Origin of the sequence: Huintestinicola butyrica (assembly GCF_025567215.1) — a bacterium.
In the GTDB taxonomy this organism is placed as follows: domain Bacteria; phylum Bacillota; class Clostridia; order Oscillospirales; family Ruminococcaceae; genus Huintestinicola; species Huintestinicola butyrica.
In genome coordinates this window covers 426,503-440,761 of sequence record NZ_JAOQKB010000001.1, presented here as the reverse complement: position 1 = coordinate 440,761, position 14,259 = coordinate 426,503, and the positions used below count along the sequence as shown (strand labels likewise).

16 protein-coding genes are annotated in these 14,259 nt (G+C 42.8%); 7 read left to right on the top strand and 9 right to left on the bottom strand.

The genetic code is table 11. The annotated features are described in order from the left end of the window. Nucleotides 1-13: 13 nt before the first annotated feature. Nucleotides 14-346, bottom strand: coding sequence for a MobC family plasmid mobilization relaxosome protein (locus OCV68_RS02090; protein ID WP_262570337.1), 333 nt, complete (start codon nucleotides 344-346; stop codon nucleotides 14-16). A gap of 661 nt (nucleotides 347-1,007) precedes the next feature. Between OCV68_RS02090 and OCV68_RS02085 the strand changes: the two genes are divergently transcribed. The 7 genes from OCV68_RS02085 (at nucleotide 1,008) to OCV68_RS02055 (ending at nucleotide 6,768) form a co-directional block, all read left to right on the top strand. Then, nucleotides 1,008-2,606: a recombinase family protein gene (locus OCV68_RS02085; RefSeq protein ID WP_262570336.1), complete on the top strand. Its 1,599-nt coding sequence runs from the start codon at nucleotides 1,008-1,010 to the stop codon at nucleotides 2,604-2,606. A gap of 210 nt (nucleotides 2,607-2,816) precedes the next feature. Next, nucleotides 2,817-4,139, top strand: coding sequence for a DUF6017 domain-containing protein (locus OCV68_RS02080; protein ID WP_262570335.1), 1,323 nt, complete (start codon nucleotides 2,817-2,819; stop codon nucleotides 4,137-4,139). A 35-nt stretch (nucleotides 4,140-4,174) separates the two neighbouring features. Beyond that, nucleotides 4,175-4,864, top strand: coding sequence for a helix-turn-helix domain-containing protein (locus tag OCV68_RS02075; RefSeq protein WP_262570334.1), 690 nt, complete (start codon nucleotides 4,175-4,177; stop codon nucleotides 4,862-4,864). Nucleotides 4,865-4,907: 43 nt separating this feature from the next. After that, nucleotides 4,908-5,600, top strand: a complete 693-nt coding sequence (locus OCV68_RS02070; protein WP_022411893.1) for a helix-turn-helix domain-containing protein — start codon at nucleotides 4,908-4,910, stop codon at nucleotides 5,598-5,600. 45 nt (nucleotides 5,601-5,645) lie between these two features. Continuing rightward, entirely contained in the window at nucleotides 5,646-5,915 is a 270-nt protein-coding gene (locus OCV68_RS02065) for a hypothetical protein (protein ID WP_022411892.1), read from the top strand. A 126-nt stretch (nucleotides 5,916-6,041) separates the two neighbouring features. Continuing rightward, the gene (locus tag OCV68_RS02060; protein WP_262570331.1) at nucleotides 6,042-6,386 is read left to right on the top strand and encodes a sigma factor-like helix-turn-helix DNA-binding protein; all 345 of its coding nucleotides are present in this window, start codon (nucleotides 6,042-6,044) and stop codon (nucleotides 6,384-6,386) included. Nucleotides 6,387-6,501: 115 nt separating this feature from the next. Next, nucleotides 6,502-6,768 carry a recombinase family protein gene (locus tag OCV68_RS02055; protein ID WP_262570330.1) on the top strand — a complete coding sequence of 89 codons (267 nt, stop codon included), beginning with the start codon at nucleotides 6,502-6,504 and terminating at the stop codon, nucleotides 6,766-6,768. Here the strand turns inward: OCV68_RS02055 and OCV68_RS02050 are convergent. From OCV68_RS02050 to OCV68_RS02015, 8 genes are read right to left on the bottom strand one after another with little or no spacing between them, the layout of a single operon-like run. Next, a complete protein-coding gene (locus OCV68_RS02050) occupies nucleotides 6,749-7,195 on the bottom strand; it encodes a GNAT family N-acetyltransferase (protein ID WP_022475873.1) in 447 nt (148 codons plus the stop codon). The two genes, OCV68_RS02055 and OCV68_RS02050, sit on opposite strands and share 20 nt — an antisense overlap. 2 nt (nucleotides 7,196-7,197) lie before the next feature. After that, nucleotides 7,198-8,091 carry a helix-turn-helix transcriptional regulator gene (locus OCV68_RS02045; RefSeq protein ID WP_022475874.1) on the bottom strand — a complete coding sequence of 298 codons (894 nt, stop codon included), beginning with the start codon at nucleotides 8,089-8,091 and terminating at the stop codon, nucleotides 7,198-7,200. Continuing rightward, on the bottom strand, nucleotides 8,091-9,767 hold the full coding sequence (gene recN / locus OCV68_RS02040) for a DNA repair protein RecN (RefSeq protein ID WP_022475875.1): 1,677 nt from the start codon (nucleotides 9,765-9,767) through the stop codon (nucleotides 8,091-8,093). The genes OCV68_RS02045 and recN overlap by 1 nt, the downstream gene beginning before the upstream one ends. Next, nucleotides 9,757-10,206 carry an arginine repressor gene (locus OCV68_RS02035; RefSeq protein ID WP_022475876.1) on the bottom strand — a complete coding sequence of 150 codons (450 nt, stop codon included), beginning with the start codon at nucleotides 10,204-10,206 and terminating at the stop codon, nucleotides 9,757-9,759. Before OCV68_RS02035 ends, recN begins: the two co-directional genes overlap by 11 nt. Before the next feature lie 11 nt (nucleotides 10,207-10,217). Continuing rightward, entirely contained in the window at nucleotides 10,218-11,078 is an 861-nt protein-coding gene (locus OCV68_RS02030; RefSeq protein ID WP_022475877.1) for an NAD(+)/NADH kinase, read from the bottom strand. A gap of 12 nt (nucleotides 11,079-11,090) precedes the next feature. Beyond that, nucleotides 11,091-11,876, bottom strand: a complete 786-nt coding sequence (locus tag OCV68_RS02025; RefSeq protein ID WP_262570329.1) for a TlyA family RNA methyltransferase — start codon at nucleotides 11,874-11,876, stop codon at nucleotides 11,091-11,093. 4 nt (nucleotides 11,877-11,880) lie between these two features. Continuing rightward, nucleotides 11,881-13,758 carry a 1-deoxy-D-xylulose-5-phosphate synthase gene (gene dxs / locus OCV68_RS02020; protein ID WP_022475879.1) on the bottom strand — a complete coding sequence of 626 codons (1,878 nt, stop codon included), beginning with the start codon at nucleotides 13,756-13,758 and terminating at the stop codon, nucleotides 11,881-11,883. A gap of 24 nt (nucleotides 13,759-13,782) precedes the next feature. Then, the gene (locus tag OCV68_RS02015; protein WP_022475880.1) at nucleotides 13,783-14,256 is read right to left on the bottom strand and encodes a divergent PAP2 family protein; all 474 of its coding nucleotides are present in this window, start codon (nucleotides 14,254-14,256) and stop codon (nucleotides 13,783-13,785) included. Nucleotides 14,257-14,259 lie beyond the last annotated feature (3 nt).

Here is a 14,259-nt window from a genome sequence, read left to right as displayed (position 1 = left end):
TGGTCATGCCCCTTCACTTAATCTGCGACAGTTTGATAATCAAACTGCATAACTGTTGGTTGATTTCATCCACTCCATTTTTCAAATCTTTAATGTCGTCTTGATACAGTTGTTTGCTGTAATGATAGCGAACTGTTATTTGATTGATGTTGTTTGCAACACTACTAATAGCACGGCGTATTGCTCGCCATTCTTCTTCAGGATATACAATTATATTTCCATTAAGAGCCATATGACGAAGATAAGAACTCACGCTTGAACCGGATTTTGAACATTTGTCCATAATCAGTTGACGGTCTTCATCATCTACTCGAAAAAGCATGATATGTTTCTTGTTGTTTTTCATTTTCAGCGAAATCCTCCTGTGTTATTCATAAAAATGAAATATCTATTTTAGCCTTTAAATTGGGTAAATTTTGTCCTCATATGTTTGAACATGTTTTTTTGCCGAAGGCAAATTTAGGGGTCTTAGGGGTTTTACCCCTAACAAGCATAGTCTGGCATTAGCCAGACGGTGACATTTGTAATACAAATGTCGATGCTTGCTATTTTAGAAAACCGCCTTTGCGGTTTGTCGAAATATTCGCCATGCTCCTGCATGGCTCATTTTTCATGCAAAGCATGAAATTCATAGATTACATATGCCTTAAAAAATACCCCTCTACTTATAAGATAGAAAAAAGGCATTTCCACGTGCTTTTTGCTCCATTGTTTACAAATTATTTACATCTATCAATGTGATATAATATAGTAAGGATAAGAATCGCTCGAATGTACAAAAAGCTTTCAATCACATCAGCACATGGCGTAAAAAAGAAAGACTTATGTCAGATAAAAAGCGTTGCAATTCCGGCTGCTTGAATCTCAGAATGATAGGAGGGAGAGAACAGATTTTTATTCTGATGTCGTCAGTCATTGCTGCTGTTATCCGATATTGAAAGACAAGAACCGTTACTGTATTGCTTTTCCTCTGTGGATGTCTTATGTGAGATTGTCAGGAGGAAAATATGCTGGCAGAAAGAAAAAAGACAGCCCTATATGCAAGACTGTCTAAAGATGATTTAGAGGACGCTGTTAGCAACAGTATCATCCACCAGAAATTTATGCTTGAGAAATATGCCGAAGAACACGGTTACTACAATACGCAGTTTTATGCAGATGACGGATATACTGGAGTGAACTTCAATCGCCCAGCTTTTCAGGAAATGATGGACGATATTCGTAAAGGCAAAATTGAAAGAGTGATTGTAAAAGACTTCTCCAGATTTGGCAGAAACTATGTAGACTGTGGAAGATATGTAGATTATGAATTCGCAACTTACAATGTTCAGTTTATTTCTATCGGGGAAAATTTCAATTCTGAAAATGGCGATAGAATTATGATGGGGCTGTTCAATCTTATCAACGAGTTATATGCACAAGACATTTCAAGAAAGCAAAGGGCTGCAATTCGTGCTAAAGGTGAAAGCGGTAAACATGTAACAACACGACCGATATACGGATACCGCACAGACCCACAAGATAAATCTCATTGGATTATAGATGAAGATGCAGCAGAAGTAGTGCGTTTCATTTTCACCATGTATTTGAGTGGACACGGATTTTCAGAAATTGCTGATATGCTGCATGATAAAAAAGTACTTTGTCCTAGTGCATATCGTGGTAAGATTAGAAAAGGAAGCTCTGCCCAGACTGACCCGTATACATGGAATGGGAGAACTATTGCAGATATTCTATCTAAACAGGAATACTGTGGTGATACAGTAAATTTCCGAACAGAACGGAAATCATATAAAGATAAACGGGTGATATTCAAACCAGATTCAGAATTGGTGATTCACCAGAATACACAAACTGCAATTGTTAGCCGTGCAGATTATGAAGCGGTACAGGAAAAACTTTCTCAAAAGAAAAAATATGTTCGTAACAGAGAAAGACCTATTTTGGATGGAAAAGTATTTTGCTATGACTGCAAATGCAAAATGTACTTAATGAGAAAAAAACAAAAAGACGGAATCTATAACGTGTATGTCTGCAACAATTACCGCAAGAAGAAAAATCAGACTTGTTCATCTCACTACATTCCGGAAAAAACAATTCTGCAAGAATTGAAAAAGCTGCTTTATCAAATTCTACAAGAATACGAAAACGACAAAAAAACATTTTTAAGAAAACTACGATATTTGCTTCGGGCAAAATGCAGCTCTGAACTAATGGCAGCACGTTCCGAATGTGAAAAAGTCGAAAATCGAATTCGAGAAGTAAGCGATTATAAAAAATCCGCATACGCAGATAAACTCTCAAAACGCATTACAGACGAATTCTTTGATTCTATTATGTTCAGTATGGACGAAGAAACAATTCAACTAAAATCGAAATACGAAGAATGTCAGCATGTCCTTTGTGCAGCAGAAGAAAAAATCAAAGGTGCTGATTTATTTTGTAGAAGATTAAATCAATTCTCCTTGGAATCTCTAAATGAAATCTCTGAAACAGCTGTGAATAGTTTGGTGGATAGAATTGAGATAAGAGAGGAAAATGAATTGGGAAAGAAGAGTGTACTTCTTGATTTCTATCTTGTGGGAATTGGGAAAATTTTATCATAAAGAAGAAAAGCGGTTGTGCTGCTTTATTTATAGTGATGCTTTTTGAATAAATAGCCATGCTGTTCCATCTATTTCTCAAAAATTCATATTCGACAAAATCACATTTAAAAAGTTCTCAAATGATTCAGATATTGCAACTGGTTTCTTTTGCTTATCGGTTGTATAATTACATTAACAAATTAAGAAAAAGTAAACAGGAAGGAGAACACAATGGAATTTACAACTAATTATTCAGCCGACTATGAGTGGATGTCTACTTTTCTTGGATTGCGAAACGGTATACGTCATTTTTATGCTCTGATTTATGGATTCACGAAAAGCGGAAAGGATTGCTTTTGCAGTTATAAGACTTTTATGAATCGGCTGAGAATCAATTCTCGGTCAACTATTTCTAAATACATCAAAACGTTGGTGCAGAAAAAATTGATTATCGTGGAACGAACAACAGGTGATTGTAATCATTATAGAGCAGACCTGAACTACCTTGAAAGTTTGAGAAAGGCAGCTGATTCCGATTCAGAAAAATCGGACTATTTTTTTGAAACGGTAGTCCAGTTTTCAAACACGGGTAGTACATTTTCTATACCCAATAATAAAACATATAACTTTTTTTATGATGATGATTCTTTCTCTTCTGCTCTTTCAGAGCAAGAACGAAAAGAAGAGATTATCAAAGAAAAAGAAAATTTATCGTTACAGCTAAATGCCGAACAACTCAAAACCAATTTTGATAGCTGTCTTATTGATGACATCGTTGAATGGATTGCAACAACAGATTGCATCTCAGTTCATGGTGAAACAATTGAACACGAATACCTAAAAGAGAAATTTTCAAAGTTGACCTCTCAGCATATTGCATATGTTATCAGAAATGTGAAGAAGCATGGCAAAGGAATCAATGACAAGAGAGCTTACTACCTTGCTGCATTATACAAATCTGTGGATATAGAATTTAATACAACAAAAAAGAAAAAAAGAGTTCTCGGCAATAAACTCGGCAATGAAATACGAGAAACTTCCCATGATGAAGCACAATCCATTTCTTCGCCGTATGCAGCATTAACCGACGAAACAGAAGTCCGGAAGAAGTTAAGGAATGCTGGCATTTTTGATTTGTTTATGGATATGTTTGAAAAAAATCGAAAATACGATGACTACGACAATGCTTTACTTACAGAGATTAAGTCTGTAATTTCATGGGCGTGGAAAGTCAAAAAGAATATATACGTCAATTCAGTCAAAATGGATGCTAATGCAGTTCGGCAACAGTTAAACAAGCTAAATCGTTGGCACTTGCTTTTTACTATGGATAATTTGCGTAAAACGAATACTGTGCCAAAAAACAGAAAGTCATATATTTTAACGGCTTTATACAACGCACCGACACAGTATGCAACATCCGATTTCAACGTAGATGAGGTGTATCCTGTGTCCGGTTCATCTTCATCGACAGTTTCAGAAAATAATGATGAGCCTATGGCTATGGAACTGGAAAGTCATTTCTTTCCGATACAGCCTGTAGAAGAATCATAATTTTTGATTCTGATATAGTGAAAGGAGTGATATTTATGGATTTTGAAGCATTTAAAACAAGATGCAAAGAAAAAGGCTACTCAGCAAGCAGCCTTGTAACCGAACTTGGAATAAGTAAGAGTAACATAACCAACTGGAGAAACGGTGGGAATCCTAGTTATGAAATGCTTATTAAAATTTCACAGAAGCTTGAGTGTACTGTAGGTTTTCTACTTGGAACAGAATATGACGATAATGGTGTAGGAGCTTCAGTAAAGCAAGAATTGTGGGGACATGAAGCAACTTCGGCTAGGACAATTTCGCTAAATAGCAGCACACCCATAAAGGATGATTATATAAATGAAATAGCGTTATTCGCTAATTGCAGTATCCTCTTTCTTTGTGGAAATGATAAGAATGTCGTTGAAAAGAATCCGTATAAAAGAGTGGCAAACATAAGCGAACGTGGTTGGGATAATCTTATTGCAATATTTGATAATGTTAATGACCATCCGCTTATTGCAAATATGCAAATGCAACTTAGTAGAATCGTCCTTTATAACCTAGAAATTTGTTCTGGTGAGCAGATTCCAAATGAATTTCTTAGCGAAAAAGCCGATTTTATTCTTTGCGACAAGAAACAAAAGGATAGCCTTAGAAATTATCCTTTTAATCTATCCGACTTGCTTGCCCTTGGCGATATTTTTAATAAAAGCATTAAGTTTATGATTTCCGGCATTGAATAAAGAGTATCGCAAAAGCATTGCAAGATAAGGAGAACTTTTATTTATGTTTTGGGAGAAATTTCGGTATTTATCAGAAATCAAAGGGATTAAACCTCATGCAATATTGAAAGAACTTGAAATATCATCGGGTTCAGCAAACAATTGGAAAAAGGGAACTATCCCTAATGGAGAAACACTAAAGAAAATTGCAGATTACTTTGATGTATCAATAGATTTTTTGCTTGATTCTGATGTAAATGTATCTGTAAGACTTAGTAGCAAGAAATCTGTTTTAAAAGAATCCAGTTCCGTTCCTCAGAGATTTAACAGTCTACAAGCAGTTGTGAGAACTTCTGATGAACAGAAACTTGCTATTGCTAAATATGTAGGTTGTTCTATTGGGTGGCTTATGAATAAACATGGAGTGAAATTTGAGCCGAAGGCTATGCTTTCTGATATGAATAGCAGCGTATTATTTACAATTCTGGACATTATGGACGGTTGCCCTGATAATGATATTGATACGGCTATGCAAATTCAACTTTCAAGGATTGTATTATACCATCTTTCAGAAAAAGGTTTTGGAACTGAAAAACTGTCTACTCTTTCCGGTATTGACCAGAACAAGCTTCATTTCATTCTTACAGGAAAAGAAAACAAGGATTCTTCTCTTAATTATGGTTTCAACTTTTCAGACCTTGTTTATATCAAAAACGTTACAGGTCTTGATTATTCTTACTTGTTTTCAGGTAAATAAAAAGAAAGAAAGTTCAAGTTTTATATTTAAAGGGAGTTGTTTATTATGATGAGTTCAGCAACATATTTCAAGCTTTATGGTTGTATCTATGGTGTTTACTATAACAAGCTTGATAAGAAATACAATGTAGAGCGTTTTGACAACATGGAAGATGCAAATGCTTTTATGGAATTAAAAGCAACTGACCGACATCGCTTTATTCATGGTAGAAAATTGACTGATAGAAGAACAGTTATTCTTCTTATAGGTGAAAAAGCAGTAATAGACCTAGACATGAAAAGTATTAACGAAAAGATTTCTAAAGCAGTAGGGTAATCATTCTGAATTCATATAGCGAACCGAAAAAAATGTGGCACTTGTTTTTTTCGCAAAATACGCTATAATGATATACAGCAAAGAAAAACAATCTGTCTGCATATAGTTCAAAGGGGCGATATGCGGATGAGTGTTATTTTGTCATCGCCATATGCAGACTACCATGTGTGGGAGATAGACTACTATGTGTGGGAGCAAAAGCAGCTGGAGAAAACTGAAATAATATATCGACACAAGCTGCTTTTAGCTCTTAGGATAGCAATGGATGAGTATCGACTATCAAACCCAGAAGGTTATGAGTTGATTGAAGACTACTATCTTGGTGAAAAAGTCACACATAAAGAGTTAGGAAAACGGCATGGAATTGCCGAATCCACTGCTCGTGAAAAGTTAAACAGAAATCTTCATCGTCTGCGAAAATTGGCGTATAAAAATCTTTCGTTTTTAGAGAATGAGTACCTTGACAATTGAATAGAAGAGAAACGTTTTACCCTGTATAATTACTTGATTTTTCTATGGATATACGGTATAATAAAATAAACAGTTATATCCGTCTGTCTGCATCACGAATGAGAGGTATTATGGGATGATACAGACAGGAAAAATCACAGCATTATATGCGAGATTTTCTCATGATGAAGGCAATTCGGGGCATGACAGCAATAGCATTGCCAATCAGAAAGAACTTCTTGCAGAATATGCAAATACACATGGCTTTATAAACCATCAGTTTTACACAGACGATGGCTATTCCGGTACGAACTTTGAAAGACCAGCATTTCAAAAAATGATGACAGATGTTGAGAATGGTCTGATTGGTACAATTAGTATTATTATTTCAGAAATTTTGTAAGGGAAACATGGCCATCTAAAAGGTCAAAGCCGTTTTTTCTGTAAAAATCATATGCGGGCATATCCCTCTCTGTTTGCAGAAAAATACAGCTTATGCCGTTTGCATGGATATACTCTTCTATCATTCTGAGAAATTCCGTTCCCAGACCTCTGCCCTGACATTCGGGCTTTATGCCAAGCTCGATGATGTAATAGTTTGTACCCATATACCAGTGCATCACATTTCCCAGCGAGATCCCTGTCAATACACCGTTTTCATAAAGTCCCAGGGCAAGGGAATTTCTGTTGCCGATGATGTCGATGATGTATCCCTCAAGCTGACCGTCATCGCTCCAGTCGTCGTTCCACGGTTCAGATGTGAATATATCCCTGAAAAGTGATTTTATTTCATCTATATCATCAACGGAAAGTCTGCGCAGTTCAGTCATTTTTATTCTCCATATACATTTTTCATTGCGTTTATCTTCTCTTTTGCTGTCTCCCTGATATCCTCAGGAGACAACACCTCACAGTATTCGCCGTAGGAAAGTATCATGCCATAGACCCAGTCGTCAACGATATATGAACAGGTCACGGTGAAGCTGCCGTCAGCGTTTTTGATGATATTATCCTCGTCAAATTCGTCATACACACGGTATGCCATTCTTCCGCTTATTTTCAGTGTTATTTTGCGTGCATAGCTGTGATCGGGAGCTTCGGCGATTTCCTCGGAAATGTTCGGGCGATCGCAGATATCCCCCACCGCCGCATTTTTCATTCGTCTGAGCTTAAAAAGGCGCATTGCCTGTTTTTCAAAGCAATATGCGCTGAGATACCATGTTTTGCTCCTGAACCGCAGCTGCACCGGAAATGTGCTTCTGCGGCTTTTTTCGCCCATGGAATTATAATAATCAAAGGAAAGCATACGCTTTTCAAAGATACACTTTCTGATGTCGGCATAAAGCTCCTGCTGAGAGCTGCCCCAGTCGGAGAAATCTATCTGCACCCAGTCAGGCTCTTCCGCACCGCCGAAAAATGACCTTATATGTGAGGCAGCACGGCTGTCCGACGCCCCCAGTGCGGCAAAGCCTGCCAGTGCGCCTATAAGCTCCGTCTTTTCCTCGTCGGTAAGCACTGACTTGTCAAGGGAATAGCCCTCGGTTATCCTTATGCCGCCGCTTCTGCCACGCTCCGCATACACTGGGAATCCCGCCTGCGAAAGAGCTTCGATATCACGATAGACCGTACGCACGGATATCTCGAAATGCTCCGCCAGCTCGGCGGCGGTCACGGCTCTTTTGTCAAGCAGAATGTGTATCATTTCAATAAGTCTGGATATCTGCATCACTCTGCACTGCCTGCCAGCAGCATTTCCTCGGCATTCATAAGGGCGGTGTCGGTGATGTTCTCGCCTACCATTATGCGGGCGATCTCCCTCTTACGCTGCTCAAAATCAAGCTTGTGAACAGAGGTAAATGTCCTGCCCTCTCTTGTCTGCTTCTCAATAAGCAGATGATTGTCCGCCATTACCGCCAGCTGCGACAGATGGGTAACGCACAGCACCTGCTGATTTTTAGACACACTTTTGAGCTTTATTCCTATTTTCTGCGCCGCACGTCCGCTGACGCCTGTATCTATCTCATCAAAAATAAGGGTGTGGATATCGTCCTTTTCGGCGATAACGTTTTTCAGCGCCAGCATTATTCTTGAAAGCTCACCGCCTGAGGCTATCTTTGACATTGGCTTCATACCCTCGCCCTTGTTGGTGGATATCATAAACTCAACGGTGTCCATGCCTGCGGCGGTAAGCTTGCCCTTTTCCATGGCAACGCCTATCTTTACTCCGGGCATATCAAGGAAGTTAAGCTCCTCCTCGACCTGCTTTGAAAATCTCTCCGCTGCCTGACTTCTTGCGGCTGAAAGCTTCTTTGCCTTTTCGGAGACCTGCGCCAGAAGATGCTCCCGCTCCTCGGCAGTCCGCTCTATCTCATCGGAAGAATATCCAAGGGCGCTAAGTTCCCGAGAAGCCTTGTTATAGCACTCCAGAACGTCCGAAAGCTCGGGGCCGTACTTTTTCTTTATGCGGTTAAGCTCGGTTATCCTGTCGGTAAGATATCCGAAGCGCTCTGCGTCAATATCCACATTGTCACGCTCGGAAGATATCTCGGAGATAATGTCGTCCAGCTCCACCCTTACATTTTCAAGGCGGTCGTAAAGCTTTTTAACAGGCTCCATGGTATCTGCAATGGCGGAAAGGTCATCGCAGGCATTGGTTATAAGCTCCAGCGCTCCTGGAACGTCGCTGTCCTCCACGCCTGCAAGGTATTCGTGGGCCTCGCCAAGACCGTTGCGAATATCCTCGCTCCTGCCTGCTATCTGATATTCGGCTTCAAGCTCCTCGTCCTCGCCCTCTTCGATATTAAGGGAGCCTATCTCCTCCACCTTTATTTTAAGTGACTCTTCACGTTCAAGCATTTCCTTGCGTTCAAGGGACATTTTTTTCAGCTTGCGTGAAACCTCCTGGAGCTGTTTGAAGCTCTCGTGATAGTCGTCACGCTGCTCTTCCAGTCCGCCGTAGCTGTCAAGTATGCCGATGTGCTGCTCGGGGGACATAAGTATCTGATTATCGTGCTGACCGTGAATATTTACTAAGCACTCGCCTATCTCTTTCATTACCGAAACTGTGGAAGCCCTTGAATTTATTCTTGCCACGCTGCCTCCGTCTGCGCTTATCTCACGGGTTAGGGTTATCTGACCGTCATCGTGGGAGATGCCCAGCTCGTCCAGCTTTGCGCACACCTTGTCCGAAAGGTCGGTGAAAAGCGCCGTTATGACCGCCTTGTCGCAGCCTGCACGGACGATATCCTTCGTTATCCTCTGACCGAGGACGGAGTTTATTCCGTTTATAAGTATGGACTTACCTGCTCCCGTTTCGCCCGTGAACACATTGAAGTGGTCGGAAAAAGGAATGGTAGCTTCCTCGATTATGGCAAGATTTTTTATATAAAGCTCACTGAGCATCAAGATCACCTTTTTCTCTGAAAATTACTCCCTGCATTTCCTTGACAAAGGCAGCAGCTTCTTTTTCGGAGCGCATAAGAATAAAAATGGTGTCATCACCTGCGAGAGTTCCCACAACTCCCGAAAATCCAAGTCTGTCAAATGTGGCGCAGGCAGCATTCGCCATTCCCACATGGCACTTGAACACCACCGTATTCATGGCATGATCCACTTCGATCACCGAATCCTTCAGGAGCCGCGGTATATCGGCGGAGCTTTTCTCGGGGACGTAATATTTGTCCTCACGCTTTATCAGCCCCAGCTCACGTATATCCCTTGAAAGCGTTGCCTGAGTAACGTTTATTCCACGCTCAAGGAGCATTTCCCTCAGCATTTCCTGAGTTTCCACCTGACAGCTTTTTACTATTTCAAGGATTGTTTCATGCCTGCTTGCTTTCATAACAGCCTCCGTCACATACCCTTTATGGGGTTGATTAGCTTCCTGTTTACGGCATTGTAAAATGAATTGCCCGTTATATCTATGAGCCGAAGAAGCTTATCTGACTTTGAAACGATTATTTTATCGTCCCTGCCGAGGCTTCCCGACATTCTTCCGTCAACGCTGAGACAAAGGGAAATGCTGTCCCTTATTTTGTGCGTAACCTCCAGCTTTTTTCCCGTGGAGAAAAGCATTGGCCTTGACACCAGCGAGTGGGGGCACACGGGGGTCATAAGGATACATTCAAGGTCAGGCTCCAGTATCGGGCCGCCTGCGGACAAGGCATACGCCGTAGAGCCTGTGGGCGTGGAGAAAATAAGTCCGTCCGCCCTGACGGAGCTTACCTCTGCGCCGTTGGCTGTAACATAGAAATCCGACAGCCTTGCGTACTGTGCGGATATGACGATATCGTTAAGGGCGGTAAAATGCTCCGACTTATCTCCCTGAACGAACTCGCAGTCAAGCATCATGCGGTTCTCAACGGTATAGTTGCCGCTCATGAGCTTGGAAAGGTTGTAAAGCTCGTCCGTTTCCATGGAAGCCATAAATCCCAGTCTGCCCGTATTTATTCCCAGCAGCAGCTTATTGAAGCCTGCGGCATATTCGGAGGCTTCAAGGATAGTTCCGTCACCGCCTACTGCGATTATCAGGTCGCACTCCTCAGCCGCCCGGGAAATGGGCTTGAACTCCACATAGCCCGCCTTTGGGAAATGCTCTTTCAGCGCCTCGTCGCACATAACGCCAAAGCCCATATTATGGAGCATCGAGCACACCTTTGCAGATGTCTCATATGCGTTCTTTTTTGAAAAGTTGGGGTATATGACCGTTTTCAAAATCATCGCTCCTTATGCTTTTGCTTTCCGTGCTTCCGACACGACCCTTGCGCAGTCGATAACATCGCTCTGCGCGTCCTTTTCGGCAAGGATAAGGAACTCGATGTTCCCGTCCCCGCCCTTTATGGGGGAATATTCCAGCCCCTTTACGCCCATTCCCACCGAGCCGCAGAAGGTGTATATCTCCTTTACGACCCTGAGCTGAGCCTTTTCCGACTTGACTATGCCGTTCTTGCCGATATCGCTCCTGCCGCATTCGAACTGTGGCTTTATGAGCATTGCAGCTTTTCCGCCGCTTTCAAGCAGCTCGTATATTTTCGGTATGACCTTGGTGAGCGATATAAAAGAAACATCGGTGCAGATAAAGCTTATGGGCTTATCAAACTCCTCAGCAGAAACGTTCCTGATATTCATTCCCTCAAGGTTCGCAACACGCTCATCTGCCGCAAGCTTGGGGTCAAGCTGACCGTGGCCCACGTCAACGGCATACACATACGCCGCCCCACGCTGGAGCAGGCAGTCGGTAAAGCCACCTGTGGAAGCACCGATATCCATGCAAACAAGCCCCGAAACATCTATATGAAAGCTGTCGAGGGCTTTTTCAAGCTTTAAGCCTCCCCTGCCCACATATGCGGGAAGCTCAGCCGTCACCTTTACCTCGTCCTCCTCGGATATCTCCTTGGCGGGCTTTGTGACGACCTCGCCGTTTACCGTTACGCCGCCCTCGGATATCATCTTCTTAGCAAGCTCTCGGCTTTTTATCATCTTATTTTCTGCAAGATATACATCAAGTCGCATACATTTATATCCCAATTTTTTTAATAATTTCCGTGATCCCGTCCTTGTCAAGACGGAATCTTTTAAGTACGCTTTCGGTCTTTGCCTGCTTTACAAATCCGCTCATGGCATTTATACGGATATCGCCCTTGTAGCCCTTTTCCTCCAGTGCAGAGGTAAGATGCTCGCCTATGCCGCCGTTTTTCAGCGACTCCTCAAACACGATTATCCTGTCATATTCCATGCAGATATCTGTCACGGCACGCTCTATGGGGAAAATTCTCACAAGCTTCAGTATATCCGCTTCAAGGTCATTTTCCCTTACTGCCTGAGCTGCCGTGAGACCTGTTCTTCCGTAGCAGACTGCAAGCACCTTTCCGCCGTGCTTTTCATAGCAGAACATATTTTCCCTGTCAAGCTCCATATGTACGCCCTGCACCTCCGCTCCTCTGGGATATCTTACAGCGGCAACGGAAGGGGTATCATATATCGCCATTCTCAGGCAAAGCCTAAGTTCGTCATAATCCGACGGAGAGAAAACCGTTACATTCGGTATGCAGGTGAGCATTGGCACATCGAAAAGTCCCTGATGGGTCTCGCCGTCCTCGCCTACAACGCCTGCACGGTCAATGCCCAAAACGATGTGCGTCCTGCTGATGGCAGCGTCGTGTATCAGCTGGTCGTATGCCCTTTGCAAAAAGCTGGAATACACCGCAAAAACAGGGGTCATTCCGCTTACGGCAAGACCTGCCGCAAAGGTCACGGCGTGCTGCTCCGCAATGCCCACATCAAAAAATCTGTCGGGAAATTTTTCCGCAAAGAAATTAAGCCCTGTGCCGTATTTCATGGCTGCGGTTATGGCGCATATCTTCCTGTCGCTTTGGGCAAGCTTTGCCAGCTCTTTTCCGAAAACTGCAGAAAAGCTGTCGCTGCTTATTATCTCGGGATTGCCGCTTTTTATAGCATTGGGAGCAACGCCGTGGAACGCTCCGGGATTGTTCTCCGCAGGAGTGTAGCCCTTGCCCTTGACGGTGTTAACATGGATAAGCACGGGCTTTTTTGCTGCCTTTGCCGCCCTTAGATTTTCTTCCAAACTTTCAAGGTCATGGCCGTCAACGGGGCCAAGATATACAAAGCCCAGATTTTCAAACATGGTAGGCCCCGAAACAAGTCCGCTGGAGCGGTAGAGAAGCCAGCGCATAGTGTCCTTTGATGCAAGGAGCACTTCCTTGATAGGCTCACCGATAATGGGAGTCTTGTCAAGAACACCCGCAACGTTCTTTTTCACGTCCATATACGCCTTTTTTCCACGTATAGAGGAAAGATATTTTGCAAATGCGCCCACATTCTTTGATATGGACATTTCATTGTCGTTAAGTATTACAATAAGGTTATCATCGCTTTTGCCTGCGTTGTTAAGTCCCTCGTATGCCATTCCGCCTGTGAATGCGCCGTCGCCTATGACTGCGATAACGTTGTGATCGTCGCCGTTCAGCCTCATTGCCTTTGCGATGCCGCAGGCTGCGGAAATGGAATTGCTGCTGTGTCCGCTGATGAAGCTGTCATGCTCGGACTCGGAAGGCTTTGCAAACCCCGATATGCCGCTTTCCGTTCTGAGGGTGGAAAACCTATCCAGCCGCCCTGTCAGCAGCTTGTGAGTATATGCCTGATGCCCCACGTCCCATATTATCTTGTCCTTGGGCGAGTCAAATACACGGTGGATAGCCATGGTAAGCTCCACTGTGCCGAGATTTGAAGCCAGATGTCCCCCGTTTTCGCTGACGGTATTTATGAGGATACTTCTTATCTCCCTGCAAAGCGCCTTGCACTGGGGAACGGTAAGCTTTTTAAGATCCTCGGGAAGCTTCAGCTCGCTCAGTCTGACAGTTGAATTATTTCTCATCTCTATCGCTGTCCTTTGCCTGTGTTACAAATAAAGCGGCATTACAAATGCCAGCGCAATGCCAAGTACCGCACCGCTCGCCACCTCAAAGGGGGTGTGTCCCAGATATTCCTTCATTACCGCAACGCCTGTGTTTGCCGCCTGCGCAAAATGCTCTATGGACTTGGCGGAGCGTACCTCGTCAAGAAAGCGGTTTATCTTGTTTATCTCCTTTGCCTGCAGTCCTGCCGCACGGCGCACGCCCATTGCGTCATACATGGTTATGAGCGCAACTATGCACATTATGGCAAACTGAGTGGAATTTGCGCCGTCAACACGATAAACGCCTGCCGCCGCAGAGCATACCATTGCCGAATGTGCGCTGGGCCAGCCCCCTGCTCCGAAAAGCCTTTCAAAGCTGAACTTCTTATACTTTATCAGGTTGATGATAGTTTTAAGAAGCTGGGCTATGCACCATCCCACGATAGATGTTACAAGGATATAATTATAATACTTCATTAG

Bases quoted from the DNA above. Each gene is read 5' to 3' on its own strand.
- OCV68_RS02090 (WP_262570337.1), bottom strand. From the start codon at position 346: ATGAAAAACAACAAGAAACATATCATGCTTTTTCGAGTAGATGATGAA.
- OCV68_RS02085 (WP_262570336.1), top strand. From the start codon at position 1,008: ATGCTGGCAGAAAGAAAAAAGACAGCCCTATATGCAAGACTGTCTAAA.
- OCV68_RS02080 (WP_262570335.1), top strand. From the start codon at position 2,817: ATGGAATTTACAACTAATTATTCAGCCGACTATGAGTGGATGTCTACT.
- OCV68_RS02075 (WP_262570334.1), top strand. From the start codon at position 4,175: ATGGATTTTGAAGCATTTAAAACAAGATGCAAAGAAAAAGGCTACTCA.
- OCV68_RS02070 (WP_022411893.1), top strand. From the start codon at position 4,908: ATGTTTTGGGAGAAATTTCGGTATTTATCAGAAATCAAAGGGATTAAA.
- OCV68_RS02065 (WP_022411892.1), top strand. From the start codon at position 5,646: ATGATGAGTTCAGCAACATATTTCAAGCTTTATGGTTGTATCTATGGT.
- OCV68_RS02060 (WP_262570331.1), top strand. From the start codon at position 6,042: ATGAGTGTTATTTTGTCATCGCCATATGCAGACTACCATGTGTGGGAG.
- OCV68_RS02055 (WP_262570330.1), top strand. From the start codon at position 6,502: ATGATACAGACAGGAAAAATCACAGCATTATATGCGAGATTTTCTCAT.
- OCV68_RS02050 (WP_022475873.1), bottom strand. From the start codon at position 7,195: ATGACTGAACTGCGCAGACTTTCCGTTGATGATATAGATGAAATAAAA.
- OCV68_RS02045 (WP_022475874.1), bottom strand. From the start codon at position 8,091: ATGCAGATATCCAGACTTATTGAAATGATACACATTCTGCTTGACAAA.
- recN (WP_022475875.1), bottom strand. From the start codon at position 9,767: ATGCTCAGTGAGCTTTATATAAAAAATCTTGCCATAATCGAGGAAGCT.
- OCV68_RS02035 (WP_022475876.1), bottom strand. From the start codon at position 10,206: ATGAAAGCAAGCAGGCATGAAACAATCCTTGAAATAGTAAAAAGCTGT.
- OCV68_RS02025 (WP_262570329.1), bottom strand. From the start codon at position 11,876: ATGCGACTTGATGTATATCTTGCAGAAAATAAGATGATAAAAAGCCGA.
- dxs (WP_022475879.1), bottom strand. From the start codon at position 13,758: ATGAGAAATAATTCAACTGTCAGACTGAGCGAGCTGAAGCTTCCCGAG.
- OCV68_RS02015 (WP_022475880.1), bottom strand. From the start codon at position 14,256: ATGAAGTATTATAATTATATCCTTGTAACATCTATCGTGGGATGGTGC.